At 61.6% G+C, this 19527-nt stretch carries 17 protein-coding genes; 4 read left to right on the forward strand and 13 right to left on the reverse strand.

Going from position 1 to position 19527, the window contains the following annotated elements:
- Window positions 1-76: 76 nt before the first annotated feature.
- The 8 genes from KI243_RS10610 to KI243_RS10645 all read right to left on the reverse strand — a co-directional run bounded on the left by KI243_RS10610 (window position 77) and on the right by KI243_RS10645 (window position 8771).
- Window positions 77-838: a secretin N-terminal domain-containing protein gene (locus KI243_RS10610; RefSeq protein WP_017123839.1), complete on the reverse strand. Its 762-nt coding sequence runs from the start codon at window positions 836-838 to the stop codon at window positions 77-79.
- Between the two features lie 138 nt (window positions 839-976).
- A complete protein-coding gene (locus tag KI243_RS10615) occupies window positions 977-1402 on the reverse strand; it encodes a GNAT family N-acetyltransferase (protein WP_177088252.1) in 426 nt (141 codons plus the stop codon).
- Window positions 1395-2561 carry a cupin domain-containing protein gene (locus tag KI243_RS10620; RefSeq protein WP_212810789.1) on the reverse strand — a complete coding sequence of 389 codons (1167 nt, stop codon included), beginning with the start codon at window positions 2559-2561 and terminating at the stop codon, window positions 1395-1397. The genes KI243_RS10615 and KI243_RS10620 overlap by 8 nt, the downstream gene beginning before the upstream one ends.
- Window positions 2562-2645: 84 nt before the next feature.
- Window positions 2646-4016, reverse strand: a complete 1371-nt coding sequence (gene purB / locus KI243_RS10625) for an adenylosuccinate lyase (RefSeq protein ID WP_017123842.1) — start codon at window positions 4014-4016, stop codon at window positions 2646-2648.
- Window positions 4017-4131: 115 nt separating this feature from the next.
- Window positions 4132-4755 carry a high frequency lysogenization protein HflD gene (hflD, locus tag KI243_RS10630; RefSeq protein WP_017123843.1) on the reverse strand — a complete coding sequence of 208 codons (624 nt, stop codon included), beginning with the start codon at window positions 4753-4755 and terminating at the stop codon, window positions 4132-4134.
- Window positions 4752-5882: a tRNA 2-thiouridine(34) synthase MnmA gene (mnmA, locus tag KI243_RS10635; RefSeq protein ID WP_017123844.1), complete on the reverse strand. Its 1131-nt coding sequence runs from the start codon at window positions 5880-5882 to the stop codon at window positions 4752-4754. The genes hflD and mnmA overlap by 4 nt, the downstream gene beginning before the upstream one ends.
- A 60-nt stretch (window positions 5883-5942) precedes the next feature.
- Window positions 5943-6389: an NUDIX hydrolase gene (locus tag KI243_RS10640; protein WP_017123845.1), complete on the reverse strand. Its 447-nt coding sequence runs from the start codon at window positions 6387-6389 to the stop codon at window positions 5943-5945.
- A gap of 156 nt (window positions 6390-6545) precedes the next feature.
- Window positions 6546-8771: an NADP-dependent isocitrate dehydrogenase gene (locus KI243_RS10645; protein WP_177106773.1), complete on the reverse strand. Its 2226-nt coding sequence runs from the start codon at window positions 8769-8771 to the stop codon at window positions 6546-6548.
- Window positions 8772-9274: 503 nt separating this feature from the next.
- On the opposite strand from KI243_RS10645, the gene icd reads away from it, so the two are divergent.
- On the forward strand, window positions 9275-10531 hold the full coding sequence (gene icd / locus KI243_RS10650) for an NADP-dependent isocitrate dehydrogenase (protein ID WP_017123847.1): 1257 nt from the start codon (window positions 9275-9277) through the stop codon (window positions 10529-10531).
- Between the two features lie 49 nt (window positions 10532-10580).
- Here icd and cspD read toward each other — a convergent pair whose 3' ends face one another.
- Window positions 10581-10880 carry a cold shock domain-containing protein CspD gene (gene cspD / locus KI243_RS10655; protein ID WP_244861833.1) on the reverse strand — a complete coding sequence of 100 codons (300 nt, stop codon included), beginning with the start codon at window positions 10878-10880 and terminating at the stop codon, window positions 10581-10583.
- Window positions 10881-11107: 227 nt separating this feature from the next.
- Between cspD and clpS the strand changes: the two genes are divergently transcribed.
- Both clpS and clpA read left to right on the forward strand, forming a co-directional pair.
- Complete coding sequence (clpS, locus tag KI243_RS10660; RefSeq protein ID WP_017123849.1) at window positions 11108-11470, forward strand: ATP-dependent Clp protease adapter ClpS; 363 nt, start codon at window positions 11108-11110, stop codon at window positions 11468-11470.
- 28 nt (window positions 11471-11498) lie between these two features.
- Window positions 11499-13769, forward strand: coding sequence for an ATP-dependent Clp protease ATP-binding subunit ClpA (clpA, locus tag KI243_RS10665; protein ID WP_017123850.1), 2271 nt, complete (start codon window positions 11499-11501; stop codon window positions 13767-13769).
- Between the two features lie 241 nt (window positions 13770-14010).
- Here the strand turns inward: clpA and infA are convergent, their stop codons facing one another.
- The 4 genes from infA to trxB form a co-directional block, all read right to left on the reverse strand.
- Window positions 14011-14229 carry a translation initiation factor IF-1 gene (gene infA / locus KI243_RS10670; RefSeq protein ID WP_002553999.1) on the reverse strand — a complete coding sequence of 73 codons (219 nt, stop codon included), beginning with the start codon at window positions 14227-14229 and terminating at the stop codon, window positions 14011-14013.
- A gap of 180 nt (window positions 14230-14409) precedes the next feature.
- Window positions 14410-15117, reverse strand: a complete 708-nt coding sequence (locus tag KI243_RS10675; protein ID WP_042934459.1) for an arginyltransferase — start codon at window positions 15115-15117, stop codon at window positions 14410-14412.
- Between the two features lie 55 nt (window positions 15118-15172).
- A complete protein-coding gene (aat, locus tag KI243_RS10680) occupies window positions 15173-15853 on the reverse strand; it encodes a leucyl/phenylalanyl-tRNA--protein transferase (protein ID WP_177088256.1) in 681 nt (226 codons plus the stop codon).
- Between the two features lie 9 nt (window positions 15854-15862).
- Window positions 15863-16813 carry a thioredoxin-disulfide reductase gene (trxB, locus tag KI243_RS10685; protein WP_177088258.1) on the reverse strand — a complete coding sequence of 317 codons (951 nt, stop codon included), beginning with the start codon at window positions 16811-16813 and terminating at the stop codon, window positions 15863-15865.
- A 299-nt stretch (window positions 16814-17112) separates the two neighbouring features.
- On the opposite strand from trxB, the gene KI243_RS10690 reads away from it, so the two are divergent.
- Entirely contained in the window at window positions 17113-19524 is a 2412-nt protein-coding gene (locus tag KI243_RS10690; protein WP_103032515.1) for a DNA translocase FtsK, read from the forward strand.
- Window positions 19525-19527: the final 3 nt, after the last annotated feature.

The following is a 19527-nucleotide window of genomic DNA, read 5'->3' on the forward strand; positions in this document are numbered from 1 at the left end:
TCAAACGTTTTGTAGTGCTTTTTTCAAAGCACTACATCTTTGGTCTAATACGACTCGTCGGTCAGTTTTCGGGGCTTCAGTCCAGGGTGTCGACTTTCACCCGCAAAGTCATGTCGTTACGGCTGGAGGTAGAGTAGCTGCGGGTTAGCGCCTGGCGGTCGGCCTGGCTCTGGCCGTTGACGCCCGCCAGGGTGATCCACTGGCCGAGCGGTCCGCTGACGGTTGTGTCGGTGCTTTGCACGTTCACTACATCCTGACGCTCCTGGCTCATCCGGTCACGATTGGTACTGATGGCCAGGTGCACGACGTTTCCGGTGACGCTGGCGGTGACGTAGAACCCCTGGGTGACGTTGCGATACTGGGTCTGGGTCTGTGGCCGGCCATAGGCGTCGAGCTGTCCGGTACTGCTGGTCAGCGGCACGCTCTGGCCCACCTGGATCAGGGCCGGGGTGCCTTCGCTGGCCTGAACCTGCTGGATGCCGCCGTCGCGGCTGTCGGTGCTGCGGCTGATGATGCGGGTCTGGCCCTGGCCGTTGATCGAGTAGCCCTGGGCGCCCTGGTCGTTGTTCTCGCTGGTATCGACGCTGATCAGCAGGCGTTTGGCGGGCTTGTCCAGTTGGCCGAGGAAATCACGCAGTTCGTTGATCTTGCCCGGCTCGGCGTTGACGATCAGCTGGTTCTGATAGGCGCTGACCTTGCCGTCCTGGCCGAGGAAATTCTGGGCGACAGGCAGCAGGTCGCTGCTGGTGCGGTAGTTCAGGGGGATGATTTCAGTGGCTGCCTGGGCGCTGAAGGCACAGGCCAGCAGCAGGCCGCTGAAGAGGGTGCGTAGGGACATGTCCGTTATCTCCGCGTTGGACTGGGCAATGCATTGAGTTTGACAGTTTCTCGGCTGTTGGTGGGTCAAGTTGAATCGCCCACGGCAAAACGCCCCGGAGACGGGGCGTTTTTGGGGAGAGTGTTATCGGTGGGAGTCTCAGGCGGAACCGCGCACCATGTCGACGTGGGGAATCCCGGCTTCGAGAAACTCCTCGCTGACGATGCTGAAGCCATGCCGTTCATAGAACGCCGTGGCCTGCACCTGGGCGCTGAGCATCTGTTGCTTGAGGCCGCGTTTCTCGGCTTCGCCGATCGTCGCCTGCAGCAGTGCGTCACCGACCTTCAACCCGCGCCAGTCGCGCAGGACCGAGACGCGCCCGATGTGCCCGTCGGGCAGCAGGCGCGCGGTACCGATCGGGAAGTCGCCCTCGAACGCCAGGAAATGCACGGCGCTGGCGTCTTCGGCGTCCCACTCGAGTTCCGGCGGCACGGCTTGTTCGGCAATGAAGACCGATTCACGAATGCGCCGAATCTCGGCGTTATCCTTTTGCCAGTCCGCGACACGTACGTGAATTCTATTCATCGGCAAATCCCAGGCTTCCTTGTTTGACCAGCTCGCAGAGCAGGCCGCGTCCATCTTCATCGTCCAGCCAGTGGCCGAGGTTGTCGACATGCAGGGCATCCGCCGCGCAGATCATTTTCAGCAGCTCGCGCAGCTTGCCCGGCAGGTAGCGGCTCTGGCCGCTGGCGAACAGCAGCAGGTCGTCATCGACTTCCGACCAGGCCAGGCGCGCGCTCGGGTTGCGGATCAGCACCGCGCCATCCTGCAGGCCGGCGAGCAGGTCTTCTTCTTCGAGTTCAGGGCCCACCACCAGTTCCGGATAACGCGGCTCGGTCATGAACTGGCCGAACCAGGTCAGCAGCAGGCGCTCGTCGCTCATGTGTTCGGCCAGCAGGCTTTTCAGGCGGTCGAGGGCGTCGTGCTGGATCTGGTGCGGGTCGGCGGCCGGCTTTGCGTCGGCGTCGGTGTAGCGATCTTCGTCCGGCAGGAACTGACTGAGGAAGTCGGTGAAGTGGGTCAGCACTTCAGCGGCGCTCGGGGCGCGGAAGCCTACCGAGTAGGTCAGGCAGTCATCCACGGCGACGCCGCAGTGGGCCAGGCGCGGCGGCAGGTAGAGCATGTCGCCCGGCTCCAGGGTCCACTCGGCGGTTTCCTGGAAGTCGGCGAGGATGCGCAGGTCGGCGTGTTCCAGCAGGGCGCTGTCGGAATCGCACATCTGGCCGATCTTCCAGTGGCGCTTGCCGTGGCCCTGGAGCAGGAATACGTCGTAGTTGTCGAAGTGCGGACCGACGCTGCCACCCGGGGCGGCAAAGCTGATCATCACATCGTCGATGCGCCAGCTCGGCAGGAAGCGGAAGTTTTCCAGCAGCTCGGCGACTTCCGGTACGAACTGGTCGACCGCCTGCACCAGCAGGGTCCACTCACGCTCCGGCAACTGGCTGAAGGCGTCTTCGGCGAACGGGCCGCGGCGCAGTTCCCAGGGGCGTTCGCCGTGTTCGATGATCAGGCGCGATTCGACTTCTTCTTCCAGGGCCAGGCCGGCCAGTTCGTCGGCGTCGATCGGGCTTTCGAAGTCAGGAATGGCCTGGCGGATCAGCAGCGGTTTCTTCTGCCAGTAGTCGCGCAGGAATTCGCGTGCAGTGATGCCGCCCAGGAGTTGAAGAGGAGTATCAGGATTCATGTGTAACCTATTGAAAAAAAGCGTTTTCCATACGGGAATAAAAACGCCCGGCTCGGCCGGGCGTTCAGAGCGGGTGCCGTACGATCAGATGCGCTGGGCTTGGGCCACGGCGTTGCCGATGTAGTTGGCCGGGGTCAGCTGTTTCAGCTCGGCCTTGGCGTCGGCAGGCATGTCGAGCCCGTCGATGAAAGTCTGCAGCGCTTCAGGGCTGATGCCCTTGCCGCGAGTCAACTCTTTCAGTTTTTCGTACGGGTTTTCGATGTTGTAGCGGCGCATCACGGTCTGGATCGGCTCGGCCAGGACTTCCCAGCAGGCGTCCAGGTCGGCGGCGATCTTCTGCTCGTTCAGCTCCAGCTTGCCGATGCCCTTGAGGCTGGCTTCGTAGGCGATGACGCTGTGGGCGAAGCCGACGCCGAGGTTGCGCAGCACGGTGGAGTCGGTCAGGTCGCGCTGCCAGCGGGAGATCGGCAGCTTGCTGGCCAGGTGCTGGAACAGCGCGTTGGCGATACCGAGGTTGCCTTCGGAGTTTTCGAAGTCGATCGGGTTGACCTTGTGCGGCATGGTCGAGGAACCGATTTCGCCGGCGATGGTGCGCTGCTTGAAGTAGCCCAGGGAGATGTAGCCCCAGATATCGCGGTCGAAGTCGATCAGGATGGTGTTGAAGCGCGCGATCGCATCGAACAGCTCGGCGATGTAGTCGTGCGGTTCGATCTGTGTGGTGTAGGGGTTGAAGCCCAGGCCCAGTTCGTCTTCGATGAAGGCGCGGGCGTTGGCTTCCCAGTCGACCTGCGGGTAGGCCGACAGGTGGGCGTTGTAGTTGCCCACGGCACCGTTGATCTTGCCCAGCAGCGGCACGGCGGCAACCTGGGCGATCTGGCGCTCCAGGCGGTAGACGACGTTCGCCAGTTCCTTGCCCAGGGTGGTCGGCGAAGCCGGCTGGCCGTGGGTGCGCGACAGCATCGGCACGGCGGCGAAGCGCTGGGCCAGTTCGCGGATGGCCTCGGCGATCTGGCGCATCAGCGGCAGCAGCACGTCGTCACGGCCTTCGCGCAGCATCAGGGCGTGGGACAGGTTGTTGATGTCCTCGCTGGTGCAGGCGAAGTGGATGAATTCACTGACGGCGGCCAGTTCAGGCAGCTTGGCGGCCTGTTCCTTGAGCAGGTACTCGATCGCCTTGACGTCGTGGTTGGTGGTGCGCTCGATTTCTTTGACGCGCTCGGCGTGCTCCAGGGAGAAGTTCTCGGCCAGGGTATTCAATACCGCGTTGGCTTCGGCGGAAAACGCCGGGACTTCAGAGATCGCAGGGTGGGCGGCCAGGCGCTGGAGCCAGCGCACTTCCACCAGGACGCGAGCACGGATCAGGCCGTATTCGCTGAAAATAGGGCGCAGGGCCTGGGTTTTGCCGGCGTAGCGGCCGTCAACAGGGGAAACCGCAGTGAGCGAAGAAAGCTGCATGGGGTGTTCTCGGACAGTCGGGCAACGAAATGGGGCGCGTATCATACATGAAAAAATCCGCCGGTCCGTTGCCAACTGACCGGCGTATCGCGCTTTTACAGCTCCGTCGATGGCCTCAGGCGCTACGCATCAACGGATAGAGTTCCTTGAGCAGCTTGCGCCGGCTGATCACCAGCTGCCAGCGATGGCCACCCAACTGGCGCCACAGGCGGGCCGAGCGGATACCGGCCAGCAGCAGGGCGCGGATCTTCGAGGCGTTGCTCGGCTGTTGCAGGTTGCGCATGTCGCCGTGTACCTGGATCCGCTGGCGCAGGGTGCTCAGGGTGTCCTGGTACAGCGCGCCACAGGCGGCCACCACGTTTTCATGGGCCGGGCCGAAGTGTTCGACCTGGGACTGGATCTGCGGCAGGCGCTTGCCGATGATTTCCAGCATGTCGTCGCGCTTGGCCAGCTGGCGCTCCAGGCCGAGCATCGACAGGGCGTAGCGCAGCGGTTCGCGCTGCAGGGCGCTCGGGTCGCGTTCGAGGGCGCCGATCAGCGCGCGGTAACCGTCGCGCAGGTTGATGTCGTCGCCACCGTAGACTTCCAGGGTGTCCTTGGGGTCGCGGATCAGCAGGCTGCCGAGCATGCAGCTCAGGCCGGCCTCGCTGGATTGGCCGGTCTTGGCAATCTTGTCTACCAGAACCGCCGCGAGAAACACACCGCCCAGTGCTGTCAGTTGCTCCTGGGTCGGGCTCATGGGCGCGCTCCGCTGGTCCAGGGCTCGGCGACTTCGATCACGCCGCCGCCCAGGCAGATTTCCCCGTCGTAGAACACCACGGACTGGCCCGGCGTCACGGCACGCTGGGGCTCCTCGAACACCGCGCGATAGCCGCCGGCGGTTTTTTCCAGGGTGCAGTGCTGGTCGCCCTGGCGGTAACGGACCTTGGCGGTCAGCTTGCGCGGGCTGCTCAGGTCGACCGGGTTGACCCAGAAGATCTCGGAGGCGAGCAGGGCGCGGGAGAACAGCAGCGGGTGCTCGTTACCCTGGCCGACGATCAGCTCGTTGTGTTCCAGGTCCTTGACCAGCACATACCACGGCTCGTCGCCGGCGTCCTTGAGGCCGCCGATGCCCAGGCCCTGGCGTTGGCCGATGGTGTGGTACATCAGGCCATGGTGACGGCCGATGACTTCACCATCGGTGGTCTTGATCTCGCCGGGCTGGGCCGGCAGGTACTGCTTGAGGAAGTCGCTGAAGCGCCGCTCGCCGATAAAGCAGATCCCGGTGGAATCCTTTTTCTTGGCGGTCGCCAGGCCATGTTTCTCGGCAATCGCGCGCACGGCGGGCTTTTCCAGTTCGCCGACCGGGAACAGCGTCTTGGCGATCTGTTCGCCGCCGACGGCGTGCAGGAAGTAGCTCTGGTCCTTGTTCGGGTCCAGGCCCTTGAGCAGTTCGGTGCGCCCGTCGATATCGCGGCGGCGCACGTAGTGGCCGGTGGCGATCAGGTCGGCGCCGAGCATCAGGGCGTAGTCGAGGAACGCCTTGAACTTGATTTCGCGGTTGCAGAGGATGTCCGGGTTCGGCGTGCGGCCGGCCTTGTATTCGGCCAGGAAGTGCTCGAACACGTTGTCCCAGTACTCGGCGGCGAAGTTGGCGGTGTGCAGCTTGATGCCGATCTTGTCGCATACGGCCTGGGCGTCCGCCAGGTCGTCCATGGCGGTGCAGTACTCCGTTCCGTCGTCTTCCTCCCAGTTCTTCATGAACAGGCCTTCCACCTGGTAACCCTGCTCCATCAGCAGGACGGCGGAAACGGAAGAGTCCACGCCGCCGGACATGCCGACAATGACGCGCAGGTTTTCTGGGGCGAGGGAAGCTGGATCACGCATAGGGATTCAATGAGTGTCTTCGAAAAAGGACGCGATTCTAACAGGCCCGCGCCCGCAAGGCTAAAGAGAAGGGCGGATCAGTTCGAGACTGTGCAGCGGGCCTGCCCGATAATCGTCGATACAGCGGATGATCAGCTCGCTGCGCCACTGCGGGCGCAGGGCCAGCAATTCGTCGCGGGTCAGCCAGCGCGGGCCGATGATACCGTCGTCCAGTTGGTAATCGGGGCGGTGCCGCAGTGGCTTGGCGGCAAAGCACACGCGCTGGTAGGTCACGCCGTTGCTGGGAGCGGTGTACAGGTAGATGCCGATGACGCCGGTCAGCTCGACATCCCAACCGGTTTCTTCCAGGGTTTCGCGGATAGCCGCCTCGTTCAGGCTCTCGTCGGGATCGAGGTGACCGGCCGGCTGGTTGAAGACCGCCCGTCCGTTTTGCAGTTCTTCGACGAGCAGGAAGCGCCCGTTGTCTTCGACAACGGTGGCGACGGTGATATGGGGTTGCCATTCCATAGGGAGTGCTCCGTTGGGTGGGAGGCCATCATAAGGCGAGCGCGGTCCCGTGCAGGAGCCGGCTTCCACAGGATTTGTATTCGCGGATCGATGAATGCTCGGGCCGCAAACACAAACCCCGGCACCAGGCCGGGGTTTGTGATGTTTCCTGAACGCTTACACCAGCGCGGCGATTGCCGCGTTGAGGGTGGCGCTCGGACGCATGGCCTTGCTGATCAGCTCGGCGCTGGCGTGGTAGTAGCCGCCGATGTCGACTGGCTTGCCCTGCACGGCGTTGAGTTCGGCAACGATGGTCGCCTCGTTCTCGGTCAGGGTCTTGGCCAGCTGGGTGAACTGGCCTTGCAGCGCGGTGTCTTCGCTCTGGGCGGCCAGGGCCTGGGCCCAGTACAGCGCCAGGTAGAAGTGGCTGCCGCGGTTGTCGATGTTGCCGACTTTGCGCGATGGCGACTTGTTGTTGTCGAGGAACAGGCCGGTGGCCTGGTCCAGGGTCTTCGACAGCACCAGGGCTTTCGGGTTGTTGTAGGTCACGCCCAGGTGTTCCAGGGAAGCGGCCAGGGCCAGGAATTCACCCAGGGAGTCCCAGCGCAGGAAGTTCTCTTCCACCAGTTGCTGAACGTGCTTGGGGGCCGAACCGCCGGCGCCGGTTTCGAACAGGCCGCCGCCATTCATCAGCGGAACGATCGACAGCATCTTCGCGCTGGTGCCCAGTTCCATGATCGGGAACAGGTCGGTCAGGTAGTCGCGCAGGACGTTACCGGTCACCGAGATGGTGTCCTTGCCTTCGCGGGTGCGGGCCAGGGTGAACTTCATCGCGTCGACCGGCGACATGATCTGGATGTCCAGGCCGCTGGTGTCGTGATCCTTCAGGTAGGTCTGGACCTTCTCGATCACCACGCCGTCGTGGGCGCGCATCGGGTCGAGCCAGAAGATCGCCGGGGTGCTGCTTGCGCGGGCGCGGTTGACGGCCAGCTTGACCCAGTCCTGGATCGGCGCGTCCTTGGTCTGGCACATGCGGAAGATGTCGCCAGCTTCCACGGCCTGTTCCAGCAGGGTGCGACCGGTGTTGTCGGAAACCCGGACCACGCCGTCGGCCTTGATCTGGAAGGTCTTGTCGTGGGAGCCGTACTCTTCGGCTTTCTTCGCCATCAGGCCAACGTTCGGCACGCTGCCCATGGTGGTCGGATCGAAGGCGCCGTGCTGCTTGCAGTCTTCGATCACCGCCTGGTAGATGGTGGCGTAGCAACGATCCGGGATCACGGCCTTGGTGTCGTGCAGTTGGCCGTCGGTGCCCCACATCTTGCCGGAGTCACGGATCATGGCTGGCATCGAGGCGTCGACGATGACGTCGCTCGGCACGTGCAGGTTGGTGATGCCCTTGTCGGAGTTGACCATGGCCAGCGCCGGACGAACGGCGTAGACCGCCTGGATGTCCGCTTCGATCTGTGCCTGCTGCTCGGCCGGCAGGGCCTTGATGCGGGCGTACAGGTCGCCGATACCGTTGTTCAGGTTGAAGCCGATCTGGGCCAGGACGTCGGCGTGCTTGGCCAGGGCGTCCTTGTAGAACTCGGCAACGATCTGGCCGAACATGATCGGGTCGGAGACCTTCATCATGGTGGCTTTCAGGTGAACCGACAGCAGGACGCCTTGTTGCTTGGCGTCTTCGATTTCGGCGGCGATGAAGCTGCGCAGGGCGTTCTTGCTCAGCACGGCGCAGTCGAGGATCTCACCGGCTTGTACGCTGGTCTTCTCTTTCAGGACGCTGGAGGTGCCGTCCTGGGCGATCAGTTCGATCTTGACGCTGCCGGCGGCATCGATCAGGGCGGCTTTTTCGCTGCCGTAGAAGTCGCCGTTGCTCATGTGCGCGACGTGGGACTTGGAGTCCGCGGCCCAGGCGCCCATCTTGTGCGGGTGCTTGCGGGCGTAGTTCTTGACCGACAGTGGCGCGCGACGGTCGGAGTTGCCTTCGCGCAGGACCGGGTTCACGGCGCTGCCCTTGACCTTGTCGTAGCGGGCGCGAGCGTCTTTCTCGGCGTCGGTGCTCACGGTTTCCGGGTAGTCGGGGATGTTGAAGCCCTGGGCTTGCAGTTCCTTGATCGCAGCCTGCAGTTGTGGAACCGAGGCGCTGATGTTCGGCAGCTTGATGATGTTGGCTTCTGGCGTGATGGCCAGCTCGCCCAGCTCGGCGAGGTGATCCGGCACGGCCTTGGCGCCCAGTTGTTCAGGGAAGCTCGAAAGAATACGTCCGGCCAGCGAGATATCGCGGGTTTCCACGGCGATATCAGCCGAAGCGGTAAAGGCCTCTACGATAGGCAACAGTGAATAGGTGGCGAGGGCGGGAGCTTCGTCGGTGAAGGTGTAGATGATCTTCGAGCGGGTGGGCATATTCGGATTAACTCTCTTCTTTGCTAAAGCATGCGCAGAAACTCGAGATGCGCCGGATAAGCGCGTTCGTTCAAAGTCGTCCATGAGCCGAATATCGAGGTTTCTTCGCGGTGATGTTGGGTTGCATCAGTCGAGCGTCAAGCGGTCGGACTGCGGTAACAGCCCGGCTTCTGGGCGGAAAGTCTCGGCTACATTTCGGTAGCTGGGAGAGGTCGGCCGTCGTGACCCTACGGTCAGCGGCGCGATTATACATAGGTTGCTGGCAAAGCGCCGAGGGTTCATAAACAACTCTTTTCGTCCATTGGTCTAAAGGTCGCACGGGCAAAAGCGGCGGATGCGGCTGGCAAATGCTGGAGATTGGCGCTTTTCCCTTTGATTTCAGGCTTGTACGCCGCGAACTGACGGCGTTTCAGCGCAAATGGGGGTGGTCGAGGTTTCCGTCTACATTTAACTGGGGTAGGCTCGAACACAGCCAGATGTTCAATCCATAGATGGAGTACAACATGGGATACAAGAAGATTCAGGTTCCGGCCGTCGGTGACAAAATCACCGTCAATGCAGACCACTCTCTCAATGTTCCTGATCACCCGATCATCCCCTTCATCGAAGGTGACGGTATTGGCGTCGATATCAGCCCGGTGATGATCAAGGTCGTCGACGCGGCTGTCGAAAAGGCCTACGGCGGCAAGCGCAAGATCTCCTGGATGGAAGTCTATGCCGGTGAAAAGGCCACCCAGGTCTATGACCAGGACACCTGGCTGCCCCAGGAAACCCTCGATGCGGTCAAGGACTACGTGGTCTCCATCAAGGGGCCCCTGACCACTCCGGTGGGTGGTGGTATCCGCTCCCTCAACGTGGCTCTGCGCCAGCAACTCGACCTGTATGTCTGCCTGCGTCCGGTGCGCTGGTTCGAAGGCGTACCGAGCCCGGTGAAAAAGCCCGGCGATGTCGACATGACGATCTTTCGCGAAAACTCCGAAGACATCTATGCCGGGATCGAGTGGAAGGCCGGTTCTGCGGAAGCGAACAAGGTCATCAAGTTCCTCAAGGAAGAAATGGGCGTCACCAAGATCCGTTTCGACCAGGATTGCGGTATCGGCGTCAAGCCGGTATCGAAAGAGGGCACCAAGCGCCTGGCGCGCAAGGCCCTGCAATATGTTGTCGACAATGATCGCAAGTCGCTGACCATCGTCCACAAGGGCAATATCATGAAGTTCACCGAAGGAGCCTTCAAGGAGTGGGCCTACGAAGTGGCGGCCGAGGAGTTCGGCGCGACGCTGCTCGACGGCGGTCCGTGGATGCAGTTCAAGAATCCGAAGACCGGCCGCAATGTCGTGGTCAAGGACGCCATCGCCGACGCCATGCTCCAGCAGATCCTGCTGCGCCCGGCCGAGTACGACGTGATCGCCACCCTCAACCTGAACGGTGACTACCTGTCCGACGCCCTGGCGGCCGAGGTGGGAGGTATCGGTATCGCGCCAGGGGCCAACCTGTCCGATACCGTCGCCATGTTCGAGGCGACCCATGGTACCGCGCCCAAGTACGCTGGCAAGGATCAGGTAAACCCTGGTTCGCTGATCCTTTCCGCGGAAATGATGCTGCGTCACATGGGCTGGACCGAGGCGGCCGACCTGATCATCAAGGGGACCAACGGCGCGATCGGCGCGAAAACTGTAACCTATGATTTCGAGCGACTGATGGAGGGGGCGACGCTGGTGTCTTCTTCCGGCTTTGGTGATGCGCTGATCAGGCACATGTAGATCGAGCGGTGAAAAAATACCCGGTTCAAGTGATTGAACCGGGTATTTTTTATGCCTTGGCTTTTATCGGTTTGGACTGGACGTTGTTGTCTTCATGGTGGTGATCATGGTCATGATGATGTGCGTGGGGCGACACGGTGGGTGCGACTACTGCCGTGATATCGACCGCATGCAGTCCCTTGGGGCCCTGGATGATCTTAAAGCTCACTGCCTGGCCAGCCTTAAGGGTTTTGTAGCCATCCATCTTGATGGCTGAGTAATGGGCAAACAAGTCTTCATCCTTGCCTTCTTCCAGGACGAAACCATAGCCCTTGGCGTTGTTGAACCACTTGACCTTACCGCTCGGCATGCTCATATCCCTCTGCAAACGACCCCATCACTGGAGTATCATCCAGTTCATCCTTCACTACGTGAACCAGAAAAATGGTTGACGATATGGACCTTTATTACCCAATGTGGGCTCTATTGGTTGTAACACCGATTTGCCGATAGTCAAGGTGGCCTTTCGGTCGGTATTGAAACTGTCCGAAACGTCCCCATTACTGCAACAGCTCAACTGACAGAACCTTTCTTTCCATGCATGCAATCAGCCAGATTCGACTAACATTCAATCAGGATCGCCCGGATTTCCACGACGACGATTCCGCGGGCATTGCCATACAGGAAGCAAAGCCTGCATTGCAGGCGCCGCCGATGTACAAGGTGGTTTTGTTCAACGATGACTACACGCCGATGGATTTCGTCGTCGAAGTGCTCGAGGTGTTTTTTAACCTGAATCGCGAGCTGGCTACCAAGGTCATGCTGGCAGTTCATACAGAAGGACGGGCAGTATGTGGAGTGTTTACCCGCGACATCGCCGAGACCAAGGCCATGCAGGTCAACCAGTACGCCAGGGAAAGCCAGCATCCGCTACTCTGTGAAATCGAGAAGGACGGTTAACGCCGACCACTTGGGTATGAGGTGAACTATGTTAAACCGCGAGCTCGAAGTCACCCTCAATCTAGCCTTCAAGGAGGCCCGTTCGAAGCGTCATGAATTCATGACGGTCGAGCATCTCCTGCTGGCCCTTTTGGATAATGAGGCCGCCGCAACCGTTCTACGGGCCTGTGGTGCGAACCTCGACAAACTCAAGCACGACCTGCAGGAGTTCATCGACTCCACCACGCCGTTGATCCCCGTTCATGACGAAGATCGCGAAACCCAGCCGACCCTGGGCTTCCAGCGTGTCCTGCAACGTGCCGTATTCCATGTGCAGAGCTCCGGTAAGCGCGAAGTGACGGGCGCCAACGTGCTTGTCGCAATCTTCAGCGAACAGGAAAGCCAAGCGGTGTTCCTGCTCAAGCAGCAAAGCGTTGCGCGTATCGATGTCGTCAACTACATCGCCCATGGCATCTCCAAGGTGCCCGGGCACGGCGATCACTCCGAAGGCGAGCAGGATATGCAGGACGAAGAGGGCGGTGAGTCTTCATCTTCAGGCAATCCCCTGGATGCGTATGCCAGCAACCTCAACGAGCTGGCACGCCAGGGGCGTATCGATCCACTGGTCGGCCGCGAGATGGAAGTCGAGCGCGTGGCGCAGATCCTTGCGCGCCGGCGCAAGAACAACCCGTTGCTGGTGGGTGAGGCGGGCGTGGGCAAGACCGCGATCGCCGAAGGCCTCGCCAAGCGCATCGTCGACAACCAGGTGCCGGACCTGCTGGCCAACAGCGTCGTCTATTCCCTCGACCTGGGGGCCCTGCTGGCCGGTACCAAATATCGCGGCGACTTCGAGAAGCGCTTCAAGGCGTTGCTCGGCGAGCTGAAAAAACGTCCGCAGGCGATCCTGTTCATCGACGAGATCCACACCATCATCGGTGCGGGTGCCGCGTCCGGTGGCGTCATGGATGCCTCGAACCTGCTCAAGCCACTGCTGTCCTCGGGTGATATCCGTTGCATCGGCTCGACCACCTTCCAGGAATTCCGCGGCATCTTCGAGAAGGACCGTGCCCTGGCCCGGCGCTTCCAGAAGGTCGACGTGTCCGAGCCTTCGGTCGAAGACACCATCGGTATCCTGCGTGGCCTGAAAGGTCGTTTCGAGCAGCACCACAACATCGAATACAGCGACGAGGCGTTGCGTGCGGCGGCCGAGCTGGCTTCGCGCTACATCAATGATCGGCATATGCCGGACAAGGCCATCGACGTGATAGACGAGGCGGGGGCCTACCAGCGCCTGCAGCCGGTCGAGAAGCGGGTGAAGCGCATCGAAGTGCCCCAGGTCGAGGATATCGTCGCGAAAATCGCGCGGATTCCGCCGAAACATGTCACCAGCTCCGACAAGGAACTGCTGCGTAACCTCGAGCGCGACCTGAAGCTCACCGTATTCGGCCAGGATGCGGCCATCGACTCGCTGTCGACAGCCATCAAGCTGTCCCGTGCCGGGCTGAAATCGCCGGACAAGCCGGTCGGTTCGTTCCTGTTCGCCGGTCCTACCGGTGTCGGCAAGACCGAAGCGGCACGGCAGCTGGCCAAGGCGATGGGTATCGAGCTGGTGCGTTTCGACATGTCCGAGTACATGGAGCGTCACACCGTATCGCGTCTGATCGGTGCGCCTCCGGGCTATGTCGGTTTCGACCAGGGCGGCCTGCTGACCGAAGCGATTACCAAGCAACCGCATTGCGTGCTGCTGCTCGATGAAATCGAGAAGGCCCACCCGGAAGTCTTCAACCTGCTGCTGCAGGTCATGGACCACGGGACCCTGACCGACAACAACGGGCGCAAGGCCGACTTCCGCAACGTGATCGTGATCATGACCACCAACGCCGGTGCTGAAACCGCGGCCCGGGCGTCGATCGGCTTCACTCATCAGGACCACTCGTCCGATGCCATGGAAGTGATCAAGAAGAGCTTCACGCCGGAGTTCCGCAACCGCCTGGACACCATTATCCAGTTTGGCCGCCTCAGCCATGAGGTGATCAAGAGCGTGGTGGACAAGTTCCTTACCGAGCTTCAGGCGCAATTGGAAGACAAGCGCGTACAGCTGGAAGTGACCGACGCGGCTCGCAGCTGGCTGGCCGAAGGTGGCTACGATGCGGCGATGGGTGCACGCCCGATGGCACGCCTGATCCAGGACAAGATCAAGCGTCCACTGGCCGAGGAGATCCTGTTTGGCGAGTTGTCCGACCATGGCGGTGTGGTACACATCGACATCAAGGATGGCGAGCTGACCTTCGACTTCGAAACCACGGCTGAAATGGCCTGATCCGGGCCGATGCAGTACCAGACAAAGGCGCCTTCGGGCGCCTTTGTCGTCTTCGCGACCCTGAAAATGCCATGGATCCTGTAGGAGCCGGCTTGCTGGCGATGTTGGCCGATCAAGCGCTGCAAGGCTCACGGGCCTCATCGCCGGCAAGCCGGCTCCCACAGAAGAAAGGTTTCAGGGGGGGGCAAAAAATGCGCAAACAAAAACGCCCGGCGGTGCCGGGCGTCTTGTATTGACCTGATTAGCGGGCGCGGTAGGTGATGCGCCCTTTGCTCAAGTCATAGGGCGTCAGCTCGACGCGCACTTTGTCACCGGTAAGAATACGGATGTAGTTCTTGCGCATCTTGCCGGAGATATGCGCGGTTACGACGTGCCCATTTTCCAACTCCACGCGAAACATGGTGTTGGGCAGGGTGTCGACGACAGTGCCTTCCATTTCGAAGCTGTCTTCTTTCGACATGCAGTAAAGCCCTCGGTGTCCAGTGAATGGCCCGGTGCAACTGCGCCAGGCAAAAGCGGCGTGCATTGTGCCCGAAAAACCACCTTCACGCCAAGTGGTTAGTGGTGCCGGCGAAAATAACCAGGCGTTTCCGGCGACGTCTGTCGCCGGAATGCGGGTGTTTTTGCGAGGGGAGGGGGGTTAACTGAGGGTCACCCAACGCTGGTTGATCAGCAGTTCGATCGGGCGATACTGGGTCTTGTAGTTCATTTTCTTGCAGTTCTTGATCCAGTACCCGAGATAGACTGCGTCGAGGCCCATCCGATGGGCTTCGCCGATCTGCCAGAGAATCGCGTAGCGACCGAGGCTGCGGCGTTCTTCGTTCGGTTCGTAGAAGGTGTAGACCGCCGAGAGGCCGTTGGGCAGCAGGTCGGTCACCGCCACGGCGACCAGCCGGCCTTCCAGGCGAAACTCGTAGAACCGTGAAAAGGGCAGGTCACGCACCAGGAAAGTCGAGAACTGGTCCCGACTGGGCGGGAACATGTCGCCATCGGCGTGGCGTTGCTCGATATAGCGCTGGTACAGGTCGAAGTACTCTTCGCTGAACCCGGGCTTGGCGGCCCGCACCTGGAGATCCATGTTGCGCTTGAGGATGCGTTTCTGCTGGCGGTTGGGCAGGAACTGCGCCACGGGGATGCGCGCCGGCACGCAGGCGTTGCAATTCTGGCAATGGGGCCGGTAGAGGTGATCGCCGCTGCGACGAAATCCCATCTCCGACAGGTCTGCGTAGACATGCACGTCCATGGGCTGGCTAGGGTCGAGGAACAGCGTGGTGGCCTGCTCTTCGGGCAGATAGCTGCAAGAGTGGGGTTGAGTGGCATAAAACTTCAAACGCGCCAGCTCGGTCATGATCAACCCTCGGAATAAGCTTTGAATTAAGTGTAAGCCAGCCTGTGGAACTCGCCTAGGAAACCCACAGGGCCGTGTTGGGCTGGTCGAGATGGTGGCGCAGGTAGTCGGCAAAAGTGCTGCGGGGAATCGCCCGGGCGCCGAGACTGTGCAGGTGGTCGGTGGGCATCTGGCAGTCGATCAGGACAAAGCCCGCGGCCTTCAGGTGGTTGACCAGGGTCGCGAAGCCGACTTTCGAGGCGTTGTCGGCGCGGCTGAACATGGATTCGCCGAAAAACAGCTGGCCCATCGCCAGGCCGTACAGGCCGCCGACCAGTTGGTCCTGGTCCCAGACCTCGACCGAATGGGCGAAACCGCGCTCATGCAGTTGCAGGTAGGCATTCTGCATCGCCCCGGTGATCCAGGTACCGTCGGCGTAGGCGCGTGGCGCCGCACAGGCCTGGATGACGGCGGCGAAGTCGCGATCGAAGGTAACCTGGTAGCGCTGCTGGCGCAGCAGCTTGCCCAGGCTGCGCGAGACATGCAGTTCGTCGGGAAACAGCACGGTCCGCGGGTCCGGTGACCACCAGAGAATCGGCTGGCCCTCGGAAAACCACGGAAAACAGCCGTGGCGATAGGCCTGGATCAGCCGATCGGCGGATAGGTCGCCGCCAGCGGCCAGCAGCCCGTTGGGTTCGCGCATGGCCTTGGCCAGCGGGGGGAATGTCAGGGAGTCGCGTTGTAACCAGGTCAGCATGGCATTCAATCAGTTATCGTCCAGGTACTTCTCGGCATCCAGCGCCGCCATGCAGCCGGCACCCGCCGACGTGATGGCCTGGCGATAGACATGGTCGGCGACATCGCCGGCGGCGAACACCCCGGGGATTTCCGTCGCCGTGGCATTGCCTTCGCTGCCACCCCGCACCTGCAGATAGCCGTCACGCATGGCCAGCTGGCCCTGGAACAGATCGGTATTGGGCTTGTGGCCGATGGCGATGAACACGCCGGCCAGCGACAACTCGCTGGTTTCGCCGCTCAGGCTGTCGCGCAGGCGGGCACCGGTCACGCCGCTCGCGTCGCCGAGCACCTCGTCCAGGTTCTGGTTCCAGTGCAGGCGGATATTGCCGTTGGCGGCCTTTTCAAAGAGCTTGTCCTGGAGGATCTTCTCCGAACGCAATTTGTCACGCCGGTGCACCAGGTGCACTTCCTTGGCGATATTGGCCAGGTAAAGCGCTTCCTCGACGGCGGTATTGCCGCCGCCGACGACGGCGACCACCTGATTGCGATAGAAAAAACCGTCGCAGGTGGCGCAGGCCGAAACGCCCTTGCCGGCAAAGGCCTCCTCGGAGGGCAGGCCCAGGTACTGCGCGGAGGCACCGGTGGCGATGATCAGGGCGTCGCAGCTGTAGATACCGTTGTCACCCTTGAGGATAAACGGCCGCTGCTGCAACTCCGCGGTGTGAATGTGGTCGTAGACGATCTCGGTATCGAAACGCTCGGCGTGTTTCTGCATGCGCTCCATCAGGACCGGACCGGTCAGGCCCTCGACATCGCCTGGCCAGTTGTCGACTTCGGTGGTGGTGGTCAGTTGACCGCCGGCTTGCAGGCCGGTAATGACGACAGGCTTGAGGTTGGCACGGGCGGCATAAACGGCAGCGCTGTAACCGGCGGGGCCGGAGCCCAGGATGATCAGGCGTGAATGCTTGGCTTCGCTCATAAAAACACCTCATAAGCCTTTGTCACAAAAGAGAATGCATGCTCAAATTGAAGAGCATGAAAAGCGCCGTTGGCTATGCTACACCCAAGCGGCAACGGCGTGGCATCGGGCGTGTAAACCCGTACAATGTCCATCATGTAACGATGATAGTTTCTGAAGTGGCAAGTGCCGATCATACAAAGGACTGATATTGAAAATAGTCCAGGTAGAGCCAGAGAACTGTTCACCTGCCCCGAATGGGCAGTATTTTGTCGTCAATCAACAGCTGGGCGCGCCTTGGGCGCAGGAAAAGACGCGTTTTGAAGAAATCCACCGCTACACCCCCTAAAGCAGTCGTGCCGCTCTGGCGTCAGCAACTGCACTATCGTCTCAAGGAAGGCGCGCTGATTGCCATCGGTGCCTTGTGCCTGTTCCTGATGATGGCCTTGCTTACCTATGGCAAGGACGATCCGGGTTGGAGTCACAACAGCAAGATCGACGATGTGCAGAACTTCGGCGGGCCTGCCGGTTCCTACAGCGCCGATATCCTGTTCATGGTGTTGGGTTACTTCGCCTACGTGTTCCCGCTGTTGCTGGCGATCAAGACCTGGCAGATCTTCCGTCAGCGCCATGAGCCCTGGCAGTGGAGCGGCTGGCTGTTTTCCTGGCGGTTGATCGGCCTGGTATTCCTGGTCCTGTCCGGCGCCGCGCTGGCGCACATCCATTTCCATTCACCGACCGGCCTGCCGGCCGGTGCTGGCGGCGCGCTGGGCGAAAGCCTGGGCGACCTGGCCCGCAATGCCCTGAACATCCAGGGCAGCACGCTGCTGTTCATTGCCCTGTTCCTTTTCGGCCTGACGGTGTTTACCGACCTGTCTTGGTTCAAGGTCATGGACGTTACCGGCAAGATCACCCTGGACCTCTTCGAACTGTTCCAGGGCGCGCTGAATCGCTGGTGGGCAGCGCGTACCGAGCGCAAGCAATTGGTGGCGCAACTGCGGGAAGTCGATACCCGGGTCGAGGAAGTGGTGGCCCCGAGCATCGCCGACAAGCGCGAGCAGGCCAAGGCCAAGGAGCGCCTGATCGAGCGTGAGCAGGCCCTGAGCAAACACATGTCCGAGCGGGAGAAACACGTTCCGCCGGTGATCGCCCCGGCACCGGTCAAGCCGCCGCAGCCGAGCAAGCGCGTGGAGAAAGAGAAACAGGCGCCGCTGTTCATCGACAGCGCGGTCGAAGGCACCTTGCCGCCGATCTCGATTCTCGACCCGGCCGAGAAGAAACAGCTCAATTACTCCCCGGAATCCCTGGCGGCCGTCGGCCACCTGCTGGAAATCAAGCTCAAGGAATTCGGGGTCGAAGTGTCGGTGGATTCGATCCACCCCGGCCCGGTGATCACCCGTTACGAAATCCAGCCGGCCGCTGGCGTCAAGGTCAGCCGTATCGCCAACCTGGCCAAGGACCTGGCGCGTTCGCTGGCGGTGACCAGCGTGCGGGTGGTGGAAGTGATTCCCGGCAAGACCACCGTCGGTATCGAGATTCCCAACGAGGACCGGCAGATCGTGCGCTTCTCCGAGGTGTTGTCGACCCCCGAGTACGACAACTTCAAGTCGCCGGTCACCCTGGCCCTGGGCCACGATATCGGCGGCCGGCCGGTGATCACCGACCTGGCGAAGATGCCGCACCTGCTGGTGGCCGGTACCACCGGTTCCGGTAAGTCGGTGGGTGTGAACGCGATGATCCTGTCGATCCTGTTCAAGTCCGGCCCGGAAGACGCCAAGCTGATCATGATCGACCCGAAGATGCTCGAACTGTCGATCTACGAAGGCATTCCGCACCTGCTGTGCCCGGTGGTCACCGACATGAAGGACGCCGCCAACGCCCTGCGCTGGAGCGTCGCCGAGATGGAGCGGCGCTACAAGCTGATGGCGAAGATGGGCGTGCGCAACCTGTCGGGCTTCAATGCCAAGATCAAGGAAGCCCAGGAGCGCGGCGAGCCGATTGCCGACCCGCTGTACAACCGCGAAAGCATCCACGACGAAGCACCGTTGCTGACCAAGCTGCCGACCATCGTCGTGGTGGTCGACGAATTCGCCGACATGATGATGATCGTCGGCAAGAAGGTCGAGGAACTGATCGCCCGTATCGCGCAGAAGGCGCGGGCGGCTGGTATCCACCTGATCCTCGCGACCCAGCGGCCCTCGGTGGACGTGATCACCGGTCTGATCAAGGCCAACATCCCGACCCGCATGGCCTTCCAGGTGTCGAGCAAGATCGACTCCCGGACCATTATCGACCAGGGCGGCGCCGAGCAGTTGCTGGGGCATGGTGACATGCTCTACATGCCGCCGGGCACCAGCCTGCCGATCCGGGTCCACGGCGCGTTCGTGTCCGACGACGAGGTACACCGGGTGGTCGAAGCCTGGAAGCTGCGCGGTGCGCCGGAGTACAACGACGATATCCTCAACGGCGTCGAAGAAGCCGGCAGCGGCTTTGAAAATGGCGGCGGTGGCGGCGGTGACGACGATGCCGAGACCGATGCGCTGTACGACGAAGCCGTGCAGTTCGTCCTGGAAAGCCGCCGGGCCTCGATTTCCGCGGTCCAGCGCAAGCTGAAGATCGGCTACAACCGGGCTGCCCGCATGATCGAGGCCATGGAAATGGCCGGGGTGGTGACAGCCATGAACACCAACGGCTCGCGCGAAGTGCTTGCGCCAGGGCCGATGCGCGACTGATCC

Source organism: Pseudomonas sp. Ost2 (genome assembly GCF_018326065.1).
Classification (GTDB): Bacteria; Pseudomonadota; Gammaproteobacteria; order Pseudomonadales; family Pseudomonadaceae; genus Aquipseudomonas; species Aquipseudomonas gingeri.